Source organism: Planococcus sp. TJ-302 (assembly GCF_058268455.1).
The window spans coordinates 833667-849175 of the sequence record NZ_JBZDOI010000001.1; the positions used below are offsets into that span (position 1 = coordinate 833667).

The 15509-nt window shown below is 45.2% G+C and carries 15 protein-coding genes and 1 pseudogene; 3 read left to right on the plus strand and 13 right to left on the minus strand.

Annotated features, from left to right (window positions below; translation table 11 throughout):
* Window positions 1-105 precede the first annotated feature (105 nt).
* The gene (locus tag AC4EHB_RS04340) at window positions 106-999 is read right to left on the minus strand and encodes a LysR family transcriptional regulator (protein WP_490980780.1); all 894 of its coding nucleotides are present in this window, start codon (window positions 997-999) and stop codon (window positions 106-108) included.
* A 101-nt stretch (window positions 1000-1100) separates the two neighbouring features.
* Here AC4EHB_RS04340 and AC4EHB_RS04345 point away from each other — a divergent pair, with 101 nt between their 5' ends.
* Window positions 1101-1664: a prolyl-tRNA synthetase associated domain-containing protein gene (locus AC4EHB_RS04345; protein ID WP_490980781.1), complete on the plus strand. Its 564-nt coding sequence runs from the start codon at window positions 1101-1103 to the stop codon at window positions 1662-1664.
* A gap of 93 nt (window positions 1665-1757) precedes the next feature.
* Window positions 1758-2738: a DMT family transporter gene (locus AC4EHB_RS04350; protein WP_490980782.1), complete on the plus strand. Its 981-nt coding sequence runs from the start codon at window positions 1758-1760 to the stop codon at window positions 2736-2738.
* A gap of 337 nt (window positions 2739-3075) precedes the next feature.
* Here the strand turns inward: AC4EHB_RS04350 and AC4EHB_RS04355 are convergent.
* From AC4EHB_RS04355 to AC4EHB_RS04380, 6 genes and pseudogenes are all read right to left on the minus strand, one after another.
* Window positions 3076-3192 (minus strand): annotated as a pseudogene (locus AC4EHB_RS04355) (IS30 family transposase); the annotation flags it as partial.
* Window positions 3193-3435: 243 nt separating this feature from the next.
* Window positions 3436-4656 carry an MFS transporter gene (locus AC4EHB_RS04360; protein ID WP_490980783.1) on the minus strand — a complete coding sequence of 407 codons (1221 nt, stop codon included), beginning with the start codon at window positions 4654-4656 and terminating at the stop codon, window positions 3436-3438.
* A 647-nt stretch (window positions 4657-5303) separates the two neighbouring features.
* Window positions 5304-6398 (minus strand): GGDEF domain-containing protein, encoded by a 1095-nt coding sequence (locus tag AC4EHB_RS04365; RefSeq protein ID WP_490980784.1) that lies wholly within the window; start codon window positions 6396-6398, stop codon window positions 5304-5306.
* Window positions 6399-6978: 580 nt separating this feature from the next.
* Window positions 6979-7572, minus strand: coding sequence for a class I SAM-dependent methyltransferase (locus AC4EHB_RS04370; protein ID WP_490980785.1), 594 nt, complete (start codon window positions 7570-7572; stop codon window positions 6979-6981).
* 19 nt (window positions 7573-7591) lie between these two features.
* Complete coding sequence (locus tag AC4EHB_RS04375; protein ID WP_490980786.1) at window positions 7592-7948, minus strand: hypothetical protein; 357 nt, start codon at window positions 7946-7948, stop codon at window positions 7592-7594.
* Window positions 7949-8096: 148 nt separating this feature from the next.
* Window positions 8097-8927, minus strand: coding sequence for an MBL fold metallo-hydrolase (locus AC4EHB_RS04380; RefSeq protein WP_490981488.1), 831 nt, complete (start codon window positions 8925-8927; stop codon window positions 8097-8099).
* 115 nt (window positions 8928-9042) lie between these two features.
* Between AC4EHB_RS04380 and AC4EHB_RS04385 the strand changes: the two genes are divergently transcribed.
* A complete protein-coding gene (locus tag AC4EHB_RS04385) occupies window positions 9043-10227 on the plus strand; it encodes an MFS transporter (RefSeq protein WP_490980787.1) in 1185 nt (394 codons plus the stop codon).
* 19 nt (window positions 10228-10246) lie between these two features.
* On the opposite strand, the gene AC4EHB_RS04390 is transcribed toward AC4EHB_RS04385, so the two are convergent.
* From AC4EHB_RS04390 to arsA, 6 genes are all read right to left on the minus strand, one after another.
* Window positions 10247-10636 (minus strand): DUF4181 domain-containing protein, encoded by a 390-nt coding sequence (locus AC4EHB_RS04390; RefSeq protein ID WP_490974383.1) that lies wholly within the window; start codon window positions 10634-10636, stop codon window positions 10247-10249.
* Between the two features lie 316 nt (window positions 10637-10952).
* Complete coding sequence (locus AC4EHB_RS04395; RefSeq protein WP_490980788.1) at window positions 10953-12293, minus strand: NAD(P)-binding domain-containing protein; 1341 nt, start codon at window positions 12291-12293, stop codon at window positions 10953-10955.
* Between the two features lie 62 nt (window positions 12294-12355).
* Window positions 12356-12802: a MarR family winged helix-turn-helix transcriptional regulator gene (locus tag AC4EHB_RS04400; RefSeq protein ID WP_490980789.1), complete on the minus strand. Its 447-nt coding sequence runs from the start codon at window positions 12800-12802 to the stop codon at window positions 12356-12358.
* Between the two features lie 169 nt (window positions 12803-12971).
* Complete coding sequence (locus AC4EHB_RS04405) at window positions 12972-13253, minus strand: HesB/IscA family protein (protein WP_490974386.1); 282 nt, start codon at window positions 13251-13253, stop codon at window positions 12972-12974.
* A 21-nt stretch (window positions 13254-13274) separates the two neighbouring features.
* Entirely contained in the window at window positions 13275-13703 is a 429-nt protein-coding gene (locus tag AC4EHB_RS04410) for a protein-tyrosine phosphatase family protein (protein WP_490980790.1), read from the minus strand.
* A gap of 30 nt (window positions 13704-13733) precedes the next feature.
* Window positions 13734-15503: an arsenical pump-driving ATPase gene (gene arsA, locus AC4EHB_RS04415; RefSeq protein ID WP_490980791.1), complete on the minus strand. Its 1770-nt coding sequence runs from the start codon at window positions 15501-15503 to the stop codon at window positions 13734-13736.
* Window positions 15504-15509 lie beyond the last annotated feature (6 nt).

Here is a 15509-nt window from a genome sequence, read left to right on the forward strand (position 1 = left end):
CGCCAGCTAAAAATTTAGCTGATGGTCTTCCTTTTTAGAATGTATTCTATATTAGTTGCAACACTCCTGATGATCCCTCATATGTTAACTGATAACGAGCTCCCTTCAATCACTTCTACTGCGATCCATTCCTTCTTCATTCCGGTAAGATAAATAGTTTAAAAATCGTTTGGTGGCTAAGGAAAGTGACTTTTGTTCTCTCATGGCAAGGCCAATATTCCGATAAGCAGGAACTTCAAGCTCCATTGCTTTAATTTTGTGCGGGATACGCCGCAAAATCAATTCCGGCAAGATGCTGATCCCGAGCCCATTTTCCACCATCGACAGGATGGCGTAGTCATCCCATGTTGTAAAACTAATCTGGGGTACAATTTGGTGCTTCTCAAAAATTTCAGCCACTTCTGCCTTGGCTCCTTTTTCCAATAACATAAACGGGCTTCTCTGCAGGTCCTGCATCGGAAATTTTTTGCAAGAAGCAAGCGGATGATTTTCCGGAACTACTGCCAGCAACCGGTCTTTCTCCAAAAAAATTGTTTCGAGTTCTGATTTTACCGGCAACCGGACAAATCCAAAATCCACACGACCTGTTAGAATCCAGTTTTCGATTTCCGTATAATCGCCAAGTAAAAATTCAAATTCGATTTTTGGATAGTCCTTCTTAAAAGCCCGAATCATGTTCGGCAACCAGTGACTTGCTACGCTGGAGAAAGTCCCAATCCGAATCATTCCGGTCTGCATATAATGTAGATCATCTATTTGCGCCAACAATATTTCGTGTTCGTTACAGATCCGCTTTACCTGTGGAAGTATTTTCATTCCATCTGAAGTCAAACTGATACCCGTACGGCTTCTTTCAAAAAGTGAGACCCTCCATTCCGTTTCTAAATCATGAATCATGCGACTGATTCCTGACTGCGTATAGTCCAAAGCTTTAGCAGCTTTCGTGAAACTCCCCAATTCCACTACTTTCACAAATACCAAGTATTTTTGGATATTCATGGTTGTCCTCCTTTCATCCATTTTCGTCATGGATAGCATGCTAAATGTTCGTTATTGTTATGTATGAATACATGTTATGTTATTACTAGAAGAAAATCAATTTGAAGAAAGAAGGGGAAGAAACATTGTTTTTTGTGAGTGATGTAGTGACCACGGCACCATCTAACTATAAATCCCCGCTGCAAGAAAAGGCTTATGAATCATTGGACGAATTACAGATTGCATATGAACGAGTGGAGACAGACGAAGCGATTTCGATGGAAGACTGCGTGGAAATTAATCGGAAGCTGGAAATGGAAATGGTGAAAACCCTCTTCCTTTGCAACAGCAAGAAGACAGCATTCTATCTACTTATCACAAATGGCGAGAAGCCTTTCAAATCCAAGAACTTTAGCAATGCTCTCGGCATCTCACGCGTATCCTTCGCCCCTGCTGAACTATTGGAAAGTATGCTGGGTGTCAACATTGGGGCTGCCACTGTATTCAGCGTAATGATGGATACGGATAAACAAGTGCAGGTTGTCATTGATCGGGATGTAGTGACGAAAGAGTGGTATGGATGCGGTGATGGGACGACAATTGGCTATCTGAAGCTCAAAACAATTGATATTATTGACAACTTCCTTCCTTATGCGGAGCACATTCCGACGATCATTGAATTATAAAATACACGAAAGAACCGTGAATTAAAACTTAAAAACATTGATTGGTTGGACCTCTCCTAATTTAGCGTTGAGAGGTTCAAAGGAGGCGTGCTAGTGCATCAAAAAAATTTATTACTGACATATGGGCTGGTGTTTTCTGTCACGGCTATTTGGGGACTTAATATTGTGATGATCAAAGTGCTTGTGGAGGAATTGCCTGTTCAGACCATGACGGCATTCCGGATCATGCTGGCTGGAATTACAGCATTACTTGTAATCATTCTCGGAAAATCACTTCGTCGTTTATCGAAAAGGGAATGGATTTATACGTTACTCGGAATGCTGTTTGGCGTCATCTTGCACCATTCGTTTATGGCAACCGGGTTGACCATGATTGATGCTTCGAGCGCTTCTTTGATTCTTGCATTAGTACCGATTACTACGGCTATACTTGGCATGCTTTTCTTAAGGGAACACTTAACGAAATTACGGAGTATGGGTTTCATCCTGGCCTTAACTGGCGTCTTTTTTATCCAAGGCGGTTCTGTCAGCAGCATGCAATTTTCCTTTGGAGAATGGATTTTATTTGGCGCTATGTTGGCTCAAGCCATCAGTTTCATCTTCGTGAAAAAAGCGACCGCGACACTGGATTCAAAACAGGTCACGACGATTATGTACCTGGCCGGATCGATTGGGTTGTTGATTGTCAGTCTTCTAGCTGAGCCGACCGGGGTCAGCAAAATGGCTTCTGCCCCGTTATTTATCTACGTTTTGTTTTTTCTGTCAGGAATCGTGGCTACAGGGGCAGGTTATATGGTTTTCAATGCTGCGATTCAGCAAATCGGTGCAGGACAAACCGCCTTATTCAATAACTTTGTGCCTTTTTTCGGTCTCCTATTCGCGGCTATCTTTCTGAATGAAACCATTACAGCTGATCAATTGATCGGATTTTTGTTTATTGTAGCCGGCGTTTTATTTGGAACCGGTTATATCGAAAGACAATGGAAAAAGAAATATCCATTAATGGATCATGCAAAAAGAAATCTGGCTTCAAACCAGAGTGACGATACTCATTCGATTCATAAACAGTCATGACATCTTCACTTTAATTTCATTTCACGATGATTGAAATACCCCAGCAACCTCGTCTAATAGGGGTTCTTGGGGTATTTTGATATCTATAGATACTTCCGATAACCTGCTGATATGTAAACCTATTTCGTTTCAAAACTCTTACTTTGAAGCCGTTGAGAATTATCTTTTGAATGTATCTTTTTATCTAATGAAATCAGTTTTTCTTGATTTTCATAAAAAGCCTTTGGAATTAGGGATGTGAATGTAACTTACTTGCCAATAAGTGTCACTTTGGGAGGTAATTTGCGTTTAATTTAACCATTACTTTGCACAACCAAATTTAAATGCCAGCTCACAGGTAAATCGGCTGCCTGGAACGGTTCAGGCACTCAGCAATTATCGCCACAGGTATATTTTGGCGGTAGTAGGATTCTTTCATCACCAATTCATCCGTGTTAAGATGGGTGTAGGTCATTCGTGATCATTCCTATGTTTTTCTTTGGTCGGAAAATACATTGTGAGTGTACCACGAATGGCTTTTTCAGTTGTCTAGCTTAATTTTACAATCGGCGAATTATAAAAAGTATGGGCATGAACCTAAAAGGACTGCTGAATCTTCTTAAGATCAGCAGCCCTTTTAGGTTCAATATCCAAATGTAACATAATTAGATTGTGTTAGATTCGAAAGCATTTAACTCCATCACTCCACGAGAAAAAACTATTGTAAGGAACGATCATTCGGTTTAAGAAAAGGTGTCAAGATAAGCATAAGAACTGATATACCTACAAGAAACCATATCGAAGTACCGAAGTCTCCAGAGAGATCTCGTATAAATCCTACTAAAAATGGTCCTGTCGCAGCAATCAGATAACCAACGGTTAAAACAAATCCGTTCCAGACGTTCGATTCTTCTACCGTTTTCGTATTATCTAGTGGCAAGGTCATACTTAGAGTAAATGCGCCACCAAGGCCAAAAGCAAATATAGATATAAATATAAACGGAGCTGCATTTGGCCAGATAGCAATGAGTATCAAACCTACTATAGCGAGTATGGAAGATACAGCTAACCAGCCACGGCGGTCAAGTGATTTACTAAGTGCACCAAATACAGGGTTAGCTAGCATAAATACGACGGTGAAAGTTAACAGTATAAATCCTGCAGCTGAAACCGAATATTCTTGTTCTTGATACATCGGCGAAACCCATGCTATGATGGCGTAAAAAAGGAGATTCGTACTTCCAAAATACAGAGCAATCATCCATGCTGTTCGGTTTTTATATGGAATTGGCACGCGCTTTTCGGAAACTTCTTGTGAACCAGGACTATCTTTGCGTCCTTGAAGGGTTATCACAATCCAGGCAATGATAGCTAAAACACCGGGCAAAGCCCAGATACCAGATGCTATGCGCCATCCGCTATCTGCATTTGAAGCGATGATTCCTGTTGTACCTGCCGCGAGTGCAGTACCTAGTGAAAGTGAGAAGGTATAAATCCCCATTAGTAATGCTGCTTTTTTAGGGAATTTAAGTTTTATGAAACCACCTATTAACGTACCAACGATTGCGATACCAGCACCTACACCTACTGTTGTTGAAAGTAGTGTAAATGTATTGGGAGAAAATGCGCGACCTAGAGTAGATAAAGTAAGCAGTAATAAAGCATAAAGAATAACCGTATTTCGACCATAGCGACGGGCAAGCCATGGGGTAGGCAAAGCTAAAAGCCCCATTAATAAATCAGGTATCGTAATCAGCATCGAAACTGTTGAATATGAAAAATTAAAATCGTCTTGAATAAGAGTCGAAATAGGCCCCATAGAAATAATTCCAGGACGTAAACTAATTGATACAAGAATAATAGCCGCGATTGCAATCCATGCACTGCCCCCCCTTTTTTGATTTTTAGCTAGAACTTGTTCGTTATTCTTTTTTCTCATCTCATCTAATCTGCCTTCCTATTTTTTATTGCAACTACTAATTATATCTATTGTAGAATAAGAAAACAACATTTCCCTATTATTGGAGAGCAGTCTGGTTTGTACGGTCCAGCGCACTATCACAAGCAATCCCTCTCCATTCAGGTTTGAAAATTCTTATTCAACTATCCTGCCAGTAAGTTTAACAAGAAACACGATTATCTCCATCCACAAACCATTGATTCGATCGCTGAACGAGTTTGTATGCTGCACGCACTTCTGGTTAACATAACGCCAGTTCACGGAAGTAGTTGACGCCATTATTCAATTAGAAAAAACTGCCCTGTAAAGGCAGCCGATTGTGGATATATAATTTAATTTTGTAGTTGTCTAGCTTAATTTTACAATCGGCGCATCATAAAGATACTTATTGGTAGATTATAGAATTTGAAGCGTGCCCCCAAAAAAAGCGTTCGTAAAAGTACACTTTTTCGAACAGTTATAAAACAATTAAAAAATGCCAAAAAGAGCGTTCGCAAATGCACCAAAACACATTACGAACGTTCATCTAAATGCATATACTTATACGAACGCTTTTACATAACTCTAAAACCACTCCACATAAAAACACTCTGGCAAAAATGCACCAGAGTGTTTCTTTAATTTGATCATGCGCTTGCTTTAAATAAGGTAACGCGGTTGCGGCCTTCACGTTTGGATTGGTACAGCGCTTGATCGGCTTCTTCGATCATGTCTTCTAAGCTTTTTTGGCTATCAGGGAAGCTTATGCCAATTGAGACTGTCAATGTCCCTTCCGGCTGCTTGGCCTCCCCTTCAAATTTATAAGCTTCGACGTTTTGTCGGATTCGTTCTACCATCAGCGTCGCTTCCTGAGTATTGTTTGGATTGTTCAAGCATATGATGAATTCTTCTCCTCCGTAGCGTGCGACAAAATCCTCTTTTCGCGTCGAGTCTTTAAGGATTTGTGCGATGGAGCGCAGTACAGCGTCGCCTTTTTGGTGGCCGTGGGTATCGTTATAGACTTTGAAATAGTCGACATCCAACATGATAATCGCCATTGGTGTCCCATTATCGATTAACTTGCCGACATGGTTTTTAAAATAGCGGATGTTCGGCAAATGTGTCATCGGGTCTTGGTTGGAGTAGAATTCCAATTCTTTCCGCAAGACTAGATTGCGGTTTTCACTATTCACGATTATGGCCATTGCCAACACCGCAATCGTTGCGAAAAACACCATGCCAAAAATGACAACGATTGTTGCTGGGGTCGCGGCGTACATCCAGACAGATTTTATCACTTCAAAAATTACAAATGCGCACATCATCCTTCTGATGTTGAGGATGACGAAAAACTGGTTAGTCGGTTTTCTGTCATGGAAAAGGCCGCCGATTAGAATTGGCAGGAAGATCGATTGGATGATACCGATCATCATAGTTGGACCACCCATGTATCCGCGGTAGAATGCCGGCAGCACAGCTGACAACAACCCCGCTTGCCAACCGCCCACATATGATATGAAGAATAGGGGAACTTCTCTCAGATCTAAGCGCATCCCTTCATACATAAATGGATTATACATAATTGAAAATGTCAGGAAGCCAATAAAAATGGAGATGGCCCATCGCTGTCTGACAGGATTTGTCCAATCGAGGAATAAGGTCTCTTTCGTTTTTAAACCCAGGTACATGAGCGCGATAATTAGCGCCATGTTTTCAAGAAAGAAAAAAAGTAAAGCAGTCATCAGTACAACTCCCATGCAGTAAGTCTTGTTCAAGTTGCGGTCTTGATTGGTTCTCAATAATATTAATAGACGAATCTTTTTATGTATTACACTGATTAACTGTCCGGCGCTCTGGCCTTTCGCTGACCGATGCGGCTTCAATCACTGCGCAGTAGAAATGCAAAGAGTTGTCTTCGTAATCTCCCACTTTCAACTTCATGTCTTCGCATCCGAATTCTGTTAAGTTCTTAATGTATAAAGAGATATCAAACGTTCTGCCTGGCCTTGAAAGATTTAAGCTTCGGTCTTCCATTAAATTTCTTATGGTATACAGGAATGGCTAATATTAGTAACTTTTAGCTGCATATCGATTAATTATATAGTATCTTTTATTTTACAGATAGTAATATTAGAAATTAGATGGCAAAAACTGTGTGGAAATACGCTTTGAAAGAGAAATGCTAACCGCGGTTTTCCCAGTAGCATAGACCTTGCTCACTGCGAAAATACAGGACAACCAAAAAAGGACGTTCAAAGGGTACTTATCCCTTTGAACGTCCTTTTTATCGTCTTCAGTTCAACTTCACTGAGCTAAATGGCCTTATTTGTCATTAATACACGTTATGGCTAAAAACAGCCCATTGTACATCGATTTCACTTCGATCACTTTCACTCCCGATTGTCGAATCAACTTTAACGTATCCCTATTGAGATGGCAGCCGCCAGCAACTTTCTGCCACAGCGGTGTCAGGGCATCTTGTATGGTCCCTAAAGGCAGTTGGTCCATCCGGACATGTTCGAAAAAATAAAGCGTTGCGTTCTTTTTGGCGCAGCGCCGGATTTCAAGCAATGCTTTATCGGGTTCAGGAATCGTGCAGAATACCAATGTCGCTACCACCGAGTCAAAAATATCATCCCCAAATGGCAATGCTTCAGCTTTAGCCGTGTATGTCCGGATTGGTACTTTTGCCGTCGCTGCGCGTAGTTGAGACCGCTTCCGCATCGCTTCGTCCGGCTCGATTGCAGCGACCGAATCCGCTTGCCGGTAGAATGGAAAGTTGATGCCGGTGCCAGAGCCGATTTCAAGCACCGTTCCTTGCGCGTTGCCCGCAATGGTTTTACGGATCTGGTAAAATCGGCTCCGTTCAAATGGTTTCATTGCGATATCGTAAAGTTTCGGAGATAGATTTCCCATTTCCGACCGCCTTTCCGGTTCACTGGTAATGTTCGTGCAATGCCATTTTGAACTTTGGTTTCAATGTGATTTCAATTGTATTGTAATAGCTTTCCGATATCGCATGGACAATCCGCAATGATGCAGGCCCATCGTCCACAATTTCCATTTTCTCAACCGATCGCAATTTTATGGTCGAAACGGCTTCTTGGTCTTCTTTTTCAGTAACGATCAATGTGAATTCATTGTAAAACGGAGACACGACGACCATGATTGACTGTCTTTCATTTTCGGCAGTGAATGTCGAGGTGTCGTAGTAAAATTCCGTCAGCTCATCGCTGCGTTTCGGCGACGCTTCAAAAAGCGCGGCCAGTTCAGTTTCCTTTGGCATGTCCATTGACAATCTCCCCTGTTTCTTTGTTAAATTCTACTATGTAGCTTGGGCTACAAAGCGCTTGTTATCTCTAAGATACGCTATTTTCCAGCCCAATTCCTGCAAAAAGCCTTGTCCCACTGAAATCTGCGGAATTGTCCCTTACGGGTCGTTAAGTGTCGAACAATTCCCCGTTCAATGCCGCGACATAACGCTTAGCCGATTGCTGGGCTTTTTCAGCCGCTCCAGCCTCTATGATGCGGTGGAATGCATCATAAATGCGATTGAATTTCATTTCCTGCAGCCTTCCCGCCATGCGTGAGACGGTGGAAGCTGGCAACGGCAAAAAGTTCGGATAGCTGTACATGAACGTTAGCCAATTGCGGTCAGCGGCGACCCGCACGATGTCGCCCGTCAGCAGCACACCTTGGCTATGATTGCCGCCATGCCATTCCAGTATTGCAGCTCCTTTGAAATGGCCGCCCGTCCGGTGAAGTGTGATATCGGCATCCAGCACAACGGAATTCCCGGTCCAGAACTCGATTCGCTCGCTTGGGCGTGTGACCCATTGCTTATCGTCTTCATGGATATAGATTTTGGCATCAAATGCTTCGGCCCACTCGATTTGAGTTGAATAATAATGCGGATGGGACAACGCAATCGCGTCTATTCCCCCAAAATCTTTGATTTCCACAATCGTTGCCGGATCCAGGTAAGTGACACAATCCCACAACACATTGAAAGCTTTTCCTTCAATCAGATACGCCGTTTGCCCGATCGCAAAATCAGGTGTCGTATGGATGCTGTGTAGGCCCTTTTCTTCCGGATGGATCAAGTTCACGTAATTCCCCTGCTCCAGCATGTCCTCCAATGTCAGCCATTTTTGGCCTGCCGGGTTAACGTATTGTCGCTCTTCGCTGCAGATCCGGCAATGATCGGGTGCTTGTTGGGAAGCGGCGTATTGCACGCCGCACGTCGCACAAATGTAATTGTCCAAGTCCATCATCCTTTTCTTCATAATCATTAAACTGTTTTCAATAAAATTTTAAACAAGCTATGTAAATCAACGCTTTGGAATCCTATACTATCCTTATAGCGATTACTAGGGGGGTGAGTGCATGATCACGAGAAAAACGATATGGTTTCTTGGATTGTCGCAGCTGGTTTGTTGGGGCGTATCCTATTACCTCATTGCCGCATTCGGCGCATGGATTGGAGCGGATATGGGTTGGAGCGGTACACAAGTCTACGGCGGATTTTCAGTAGCGCTTGCCGTCATGGGCCTCACTTCCCCTTGGACCGGACGGCTAATCGATCTGTACGGTGGCCGATCCGTGATGTCTGTGGGTTCTTTGCTCCTAGCAATCGGCTGTTTCGGTATTGCACTTTCCTATTCACTCGCCAGCTATTATGGGGCATGGATTGTGCTGGGCCTCGCAATGCGGCTATCACTTTACGACGCAGCATTTGCCTCGCTCGCACGAATTGCCGGAGCCGGGGCAAAACGCCCCATCTCTCAAATCACGCTTCTTGGCGGACTAGCCTCCACCGTTTTTTGGCCGATCGGCTTTTTTCTGGCAGAATTCATCGGCTGGCGCGCTGCGCTCTCCGTCTATGCCCTGTTTGCGCTATTGACCATCCCGCTCCATTTGGCGATACCAAACAACAAGTTTTCCGATAGCCAAAGTGAAGGAGACAGCAAGCTGCCACCCATGAAACCTTTGGCCGCCGAAGGCAAAGAAAGGGTGGCAGCCGGTGCTGTCTACGCGTTCATCTTTATGGTGCTGAACTTCCTGAATTCCGGTATGTCGACCCACATGATCAATATATTGTCCGGTCTTGGCGTTGCTGCAGCTATTTCTGTTTGGGCGTCGACGCTTCGAGGCATCGGCCAATCGTTGGCGCGGGTCTGTGAAGTGTTGTTCGGCAGCCGGATCCACCCGCTGACGCTGACGGTTATTGCATCAGCCCTCCTGCCGATTTGTTTCTTGTTCGGCCTCGCAAGCGCCGAATTTGTTTTAAGCGCCTTTATCTTCTCGTTTTTATTCGGTGCCGGGAATGGTTTAATGACGATTACGCGAGGTACGCTGCCACTGGCGCTGTTCGATCATAAAACCTATGGCACATTCGTCGGCAAGTTGCTGGTGCCGAGCTTTCTTGTGGCAGCCGCGTCCCCGCTTGCCTACACCGTGGCCATAGACCGCTGGGGAGAAATCGCCGCACTGATTGTTTCCCTGCTGCTGGCTGGGCTGGTGTTTGCCTCGTCCCTTTACCTGAAGAAGCGCTTTCCTGTATCAGGCTGACTGAGTTTATGGGTAGACTTTAGGTCTCGCCTGCCCAAATGACGGCCAACAGCAAGAGCATCAAAACAGAACTCAGGATTTCATGCCAATATGCTTTTTCCTGTCGGTACAGCAGCCATTGCTCGATGGCGTGGTTAATTCCTTGCAGGAAAAACAAGGCAAAAAGCGGTATGGTCGCTACAATACGGGGAAAACTGCCTATATCGTTTTCGACAAACAAGATCATCATCGCGATGACAAACAACAGCAGCAAGGCCGCGTCAATAACGATAAATAACCATTTCCTGTCTTGATGGAATATGCTGACAGTGACCGCTTTGATTTTTAACTTTTTCTTTAAATAGAACTGGCTAGCCAAAACGTAAAGCGCAAATATTACGGCCATGGCGATTATTGTACTAGGATCCACCTTATTCCTCCCTTCTGAAATCGCTTCCATCTATATACATTCTCTTCTGGCAGCAAATTTCCTCCTAAAAAGCACCCAGTGAAGGTTTCACTGGATGCTGTGCATATGGGTTATTTAAAAGAAGCAGCGGCTCTTTTCGAGCGTTCAAATTGGACGGTCCGTATTTAAAGGGGTCCCTGCTGAAGAAGGTGTCAAAGGCGAAGTTCTCCGCACATGCCGCGCCGCACTTTTTTAAGCCATGAAGAGCTTCAAATAAGAGATAAAATATGCCCCATTGAGATTTCCTCCGTGATTAACGGTCATCCGAATTCCCCGTTCAGCAGCACGCTGCAGATGCACTGTTGAGATTTGTGCTGCATACCCCAGTTTCCGGCAATTCAAGTTCGACTTTTGCAGCGGACGCAAAGTCGCCGGTCAAATGCGCGACAATCGACCGCACCTGTTCGTAGCCGGTCGCCATTAAGAACGTCGGCGCACGGCCGTAACTTTTCATCCCGACAATATAAAAATCTTTTTCCGGCTGCCGCAATTCTTTTTCTCCATGAGGGCGGACGGTTCCGCAGCTATGGAGATTCGGATCAATCAGTGGAGAAAGTGCTTCGACACTTTCAGTCGCCGGGTCGATACTTGTGCGGATTTCGCTGAGGAAGGAAAAGTTTGGCCGGCTTCCCGCATTGACGATTACATAATCAATGCCGTTTAGGACAAACGGTTGCCCTTTCATCTCGCCTTCAAGCGAAATGGATTTATCCATCATTTCAACGTGCTGAACATGGAATGGCGTGTAGACATTGATGCGTCCGGAATCCACCAGCTCATGGATACGCAAACCGAGCTCACCGCGTGCTTCTAATGCGTCTTTTTCTTCTCCGCCGTAAACTTGTTGGACTTTGTTCTTACGCAAAATCCAACTGATTTTTACATCATCAAGTTCCGTCAGCTCCAAAATGGTGTTGATCGCTGAATGGCCGCCTCCAGCAACCGCAATGTGTTTTCCAGCGTATTGATGTCGATTCGGTCCCTTAACATCCGCTATGCCGTAATAAATTCGTTCGTGAAGTGCTTTTTCCTGGCGGGTCCATAAACCGGAAGCATTGAGCGGATTGGGCTGGCCCCAAGTGCCGCTTGCATCAATCACGGCTTTCGCTTCAATTCGGCGCGGCTGCCCTTGGGCATTTTCAATGTAAAGGATGAACGGCAGCGTTTCCCGGTTGGCCGTCTTCATTTTATCTTGTCCTTTTTTGCTGATGCCGACCACTTTCGCATCGGTCCAGATGGATGGAGCGATTTCAGGCACGTTCGAAAGGGGAAGTAAATAGCTGTCTGCCAGTTCTTTCCCGGTAGGAAGCTCATCATTTTTGGGTGAGGACCATCCGCTCCGATCCAGCAATTCCTTTGACGCTTTGTCTATATTATAACGCCAAGGCGAAAACAATCGAACGTGCCCCCACTGCAATACATGATGCGCAATTGATGGACCCGCTTCCAACAGGATGAACGTTTCACCCGCTTTCACCAGATGCGCGGCTGCCGCTAATCCTACAGGACCTCCTCCGATGATCGCTACAGGCAATGATTTATTGTCTTTTTTCGGCAACGTGAAATGGATTGGAGTTTTTGACACAGCAGGACTACAGCAATTTTTTAAATTAGACATGTTTTTTACCTCCTTTAATTTACCAACCGTTTATACTTGCATTTTGCAAGTATTTATTCAGCTCAAAAAATCGGTTTGCAGCAGACACTCGATTTAGCCATTGCCCCATTCAGCAGGGCCATCGAACGCAGTACGGTTTCTTTTTCAAACTCGTTCATATGTGAAAATATTTCATCTAAATGGGATTCTATTTCCTTTTGGATTTCTTGCGCCACTTTATTTCCATGTTCGGTCAGCGATAAAAGGTAAATGCGCTTATCCGCTTCAGAGGGCGATTTCTTTATTAAATCCAATTTGATCCCGTTCTGGATCTGACGGCTGAATGTTGAAATATCCGTACCCAGCGCATCAGCCACTTCCTGCATTGGCGCATTGCCGCGTTTGCTGATTTCGTAAAGGATCTGGCTTTGGACCATGGTAATGTCTAAGCTTCCAACTTCGCAGCAATTGCGGTTCAATAGCCCAAAACGCTTAACCATCGTCTGGAACAATTCTCTTTTCGTTTCCATGTCGTTCACCTCAGATATATTGTACATTTATTACTTGCACTTTGCAAATATTATTTATATGTGTTGAACTATTCTAGAGTTATTCAGTCCAGCTAGGATTCAATTCAAAAAAATTAGCCAGTTGCGGCGTATATGCAGCAACTGGCTAATCCTTATTCTTCTATTGTTCTTAACAGCAACCGGGTGCGCCGACCATTGTCAGGCCGGATTGGCCGCCTGTTGTTTCAAAATCCAAAGTCATATCTTCTGTTGCTGACAGGGCCTGTGGGGCGATCGCGATTTTGATGCCGTTGATTTCGGAAACTTGGTCCGCTGTTTCCGGCGCCTCCAGCGATAAGCCGATTGAAGGGCCGCAGCAGCCGCCTTCGACCGCGTACATGCGGATCCCTTCCGCTTTATTGTCTTCGAGGACTGTCTCAATGTATTTTTTTGCTTCGTCTGTAATGATCATCGTCCATCTCTCCTTAAACGTTTAGGCTTCTGGGAAAATCCGTTTCAAAGATTTTTTGAATTCAGGTCTCACGTTGATTTTTGAACGGACAGCTGTTGCATCTTTTTCCGCTTGTTCAATGGTATCTGCTTTTCCGAGTGCCAGCAGGGTGCCGATTGCCACAGTTCCTGCACGGTTGCTTCCGCCGCCGCAGTGGAAATAAACTTTTTGGCCGTTGTCATAGGCTTTTTTGACTTGGTCAATCGCTTTTTTAATGGACTCGTCCTGATGTTCTGTTGAGTCTTCAACAATAGGGCTCACGATTCGATTATAATCGACTACTTCTTCCGTAGCTTCCGCCCGCAAATCGATGACGACATCCACTTTTTCGTTATCAGCCGCAGCTTGTGCGTCGGCAGCTCCACCGATATAAATCTTGTCTTTGATTAATTCCTGATACGCTTTATCCATTGTCCACTCCGCCTTTCGATTCTAAAGTTTTTAGTTGCTGAATTCCTTTAGTTTATCATAGCCGATTTTTTCTTCAGCGAGCCAGGGAATCACAGCGTACTTGGCTGCTAGCTTATCCACCACTTTGTGAATCCATAGCTTTTCAGACGCTGCACGCCCCCTTAACACCGGATCTTCGGTTGTCGCGGCGTAAAGACTCTGGTTGATAATCCACCATTTCGGATCGATCTGCGCCCGTTTTAAATCTTCCTGCAAGCGTGCCGCTTCGAGAACCGGCGTGGCTTCTGCTAATGTGACGATGACGACGCCTGTTTCCTGCGGGTTGCGCAGCCGCGGCAGCAGCTTTTTCACGCTGTCTGGCACATCTCCTGCAGAACGGCTCATTTCCTTGTGGTACGCTTCGGTTGAATCGAGCAATAACAAGGTGTGCCCGGTCGGGGCTGTGTCGATAACGACGATTTCGTCGTCCGCTTTGTCGACGACTGTTGCAAACGCCTTGAACAAGGCAATTTCTTCGGTACAGGGCGATTCCATGTCTTCTTTCAGATAAGCAAGCTCTTCTTCAGTCAAACCGTCACCGGCATTTTTGAGAACTTCCGCTTTGTAATTGGCGACTTCCACCGTAGGATCAATGCTGCTGATGGACAAGCGCTCATTGCCTTGTCCACCGCCGAACGTGTAACCCAAATGGGCCGCCGGATCGGTTGTTGTCAAATGGACGCGATGCCCTTTTTCGGCAAGTCCAACGGCAATGGCGGACGCCACCGTCGTTTTCCCCACTCCGCCTTTGCCCATCGTGAAGATGACGCGGGTATTATTGGCTTCGAAATCAGCGATGACCCGGTCCAGTCCGGGCATTCCTGCCGTTTCTGCAGTATTCGCTTCTGCGGCTGTTGTAATGCTGTAAAAGCTGAATAAGTGGCGCAGGTTTTCGGCTCCGGTCAACGAATACGCCACGAATGGCAATGCATACGTCATAACTTGCTTTAAAGCGGGCGGCGCATCTTTCATTGCGCGCCGCTGGCGGTCAAAGAACGCGCTGGAAACAGCGTCTCCCGGATGCCGTGTTTGGAGAACACCGTTGACGATCAAGAGCTGGTTTTGGACGCCGATTTCTTTCAATTCATGGGCAGCACGGGCTGCTTCATTTAAAGAAGAACTATCTGGCCTTGCTACAAGCAGCAATGTCGTCTTGTTGAAATCCGATAAGGCGGCAACCGCTTTTGCATACATTTCTTTTTTGCCTTCCAGTCCGGCAAGCGGTCCGAGGCAAGATGCGCCGTGTGTGCTGGTTTCCAGAAAACCGCTCCACGCTGACGGCAATTGAAGCAGCCGGAGTGTGTGTCCGGTAGGTGCCGTATCGAATACGACATGGTCGTATTGTTCGAGCACCGCTTCATCTGACAGCAGACTTGAAAATTCGTCAAACGCTGCAATTTCCACCGTACAAGCACCTGACAATTGCTCTACCATTGTCGCAATCACGGCATCCGGCAATTTGCCGCGGTACGGGCCGACCGTTTTTTCACGGTAGCTTTTCGCGGCAGCTTCCGGATCGATATTTGCTGCCGACAAATTTGCAATCGCTGGGATTTCGACGGGTTCGCCCGTCAATTCCACACTTAGTACATCCTGCAGGTTCGAAGCAGGATCAGTGCTGACCAACAGTACCTTTTTTCCCCGGTCAGCGAGTGCGACAGCGGTGGCACAGGCGACGGACGTTTTGCCGACGCCTCCTTTGCCGGTAAAAAACAGGAAAGGAGTGAGTTCAACATTTTTCGGATTGAATAACGGATACATGAAACT

Coding starts and splice junctions, on each gene's coding strand:
- AC4EHB_RS04340 (WP_490980780.1), bottom strand. CDS start 999: ATGAATATCCAAAAATACTTGGTATTTGTGAAAGTAGTGGAATTGGGG.
- AC4EHB_RS04360 (WP_490980783.1), bottom strand. CDS start 4,656: ATGAGAAAAAAGAATAACGAACAAGTTCTAGCTAAAAATCAAAAAAGG.
- AC4EHB_RS04365 (WP_490980784.1), bottom strand. CDS start 6,398: ATGACTGCTTTACTTTTTTTCTTTCTTGAAAACATGGCGCTAATTATC.
- AC4EHB_RS04370 (WP_490980785.1), bottom strand. CDS start 7,572: ATGGGAAATCTATCTCCGAAACTTTACGATATCGCAATGAAACCATTT.
- AC4EHB_RS04375 (WP_490980786.1), bottom strand. CDS start 7,948: ATGGACATGCCAAAGGAAACTGAACTGGCCGCGCTTTTTGAAGCGTCG.
- AC4EHB_RS04380 (WP_490981488.1), bottom strand. CDS start 8,927: ATGGACTTGGACAATTACATTTGTGCGACGTGCGGCGTGCAATACGCC.
- AC4EHB_RS04385 (WP_490980787.1), top strand. CDS start 9,043: ATGATCACGAGAAAAACGATATGGTTTCTTGGATTGTCGCAGCTGGTT.
- AC4EHB_RS04395 (WP_490980788.1), bottom strand. CDS start 12,293: ATGTCTAATTTAAAAAATTGCTGTAGTCCTGCTGTGTCAAAAACTCCA.
- AC4EHB_RS04400 (WP_490980789.1), bottom strand. CDS start 12,802: ATGGAAACGAAAAGAGAATTGTTCCAGACGATGGTTAAGCGTTTTGGG.
- AC4EHB_RS04405 (WP_490974386.1), bottom strand. CDS start 13,253: ATGATCATTACAGACGAAGCAAAAAAATACATTGAGACAGTCCTCGAA.
- AC4EHB_RS04410 (WP_490980790.1), bottom strand. CDS start 13,703: ATGGATAAAGCGTATCAGGAATTAATCAAAGACAAGATTTATATCGGT.
- arsA (WP_490980791.1), bottom strand. CDS start 15,503: ATGTATCCGTTATTCAATCCGAAAAATGTTGAACTCACTCCTTTCCTG.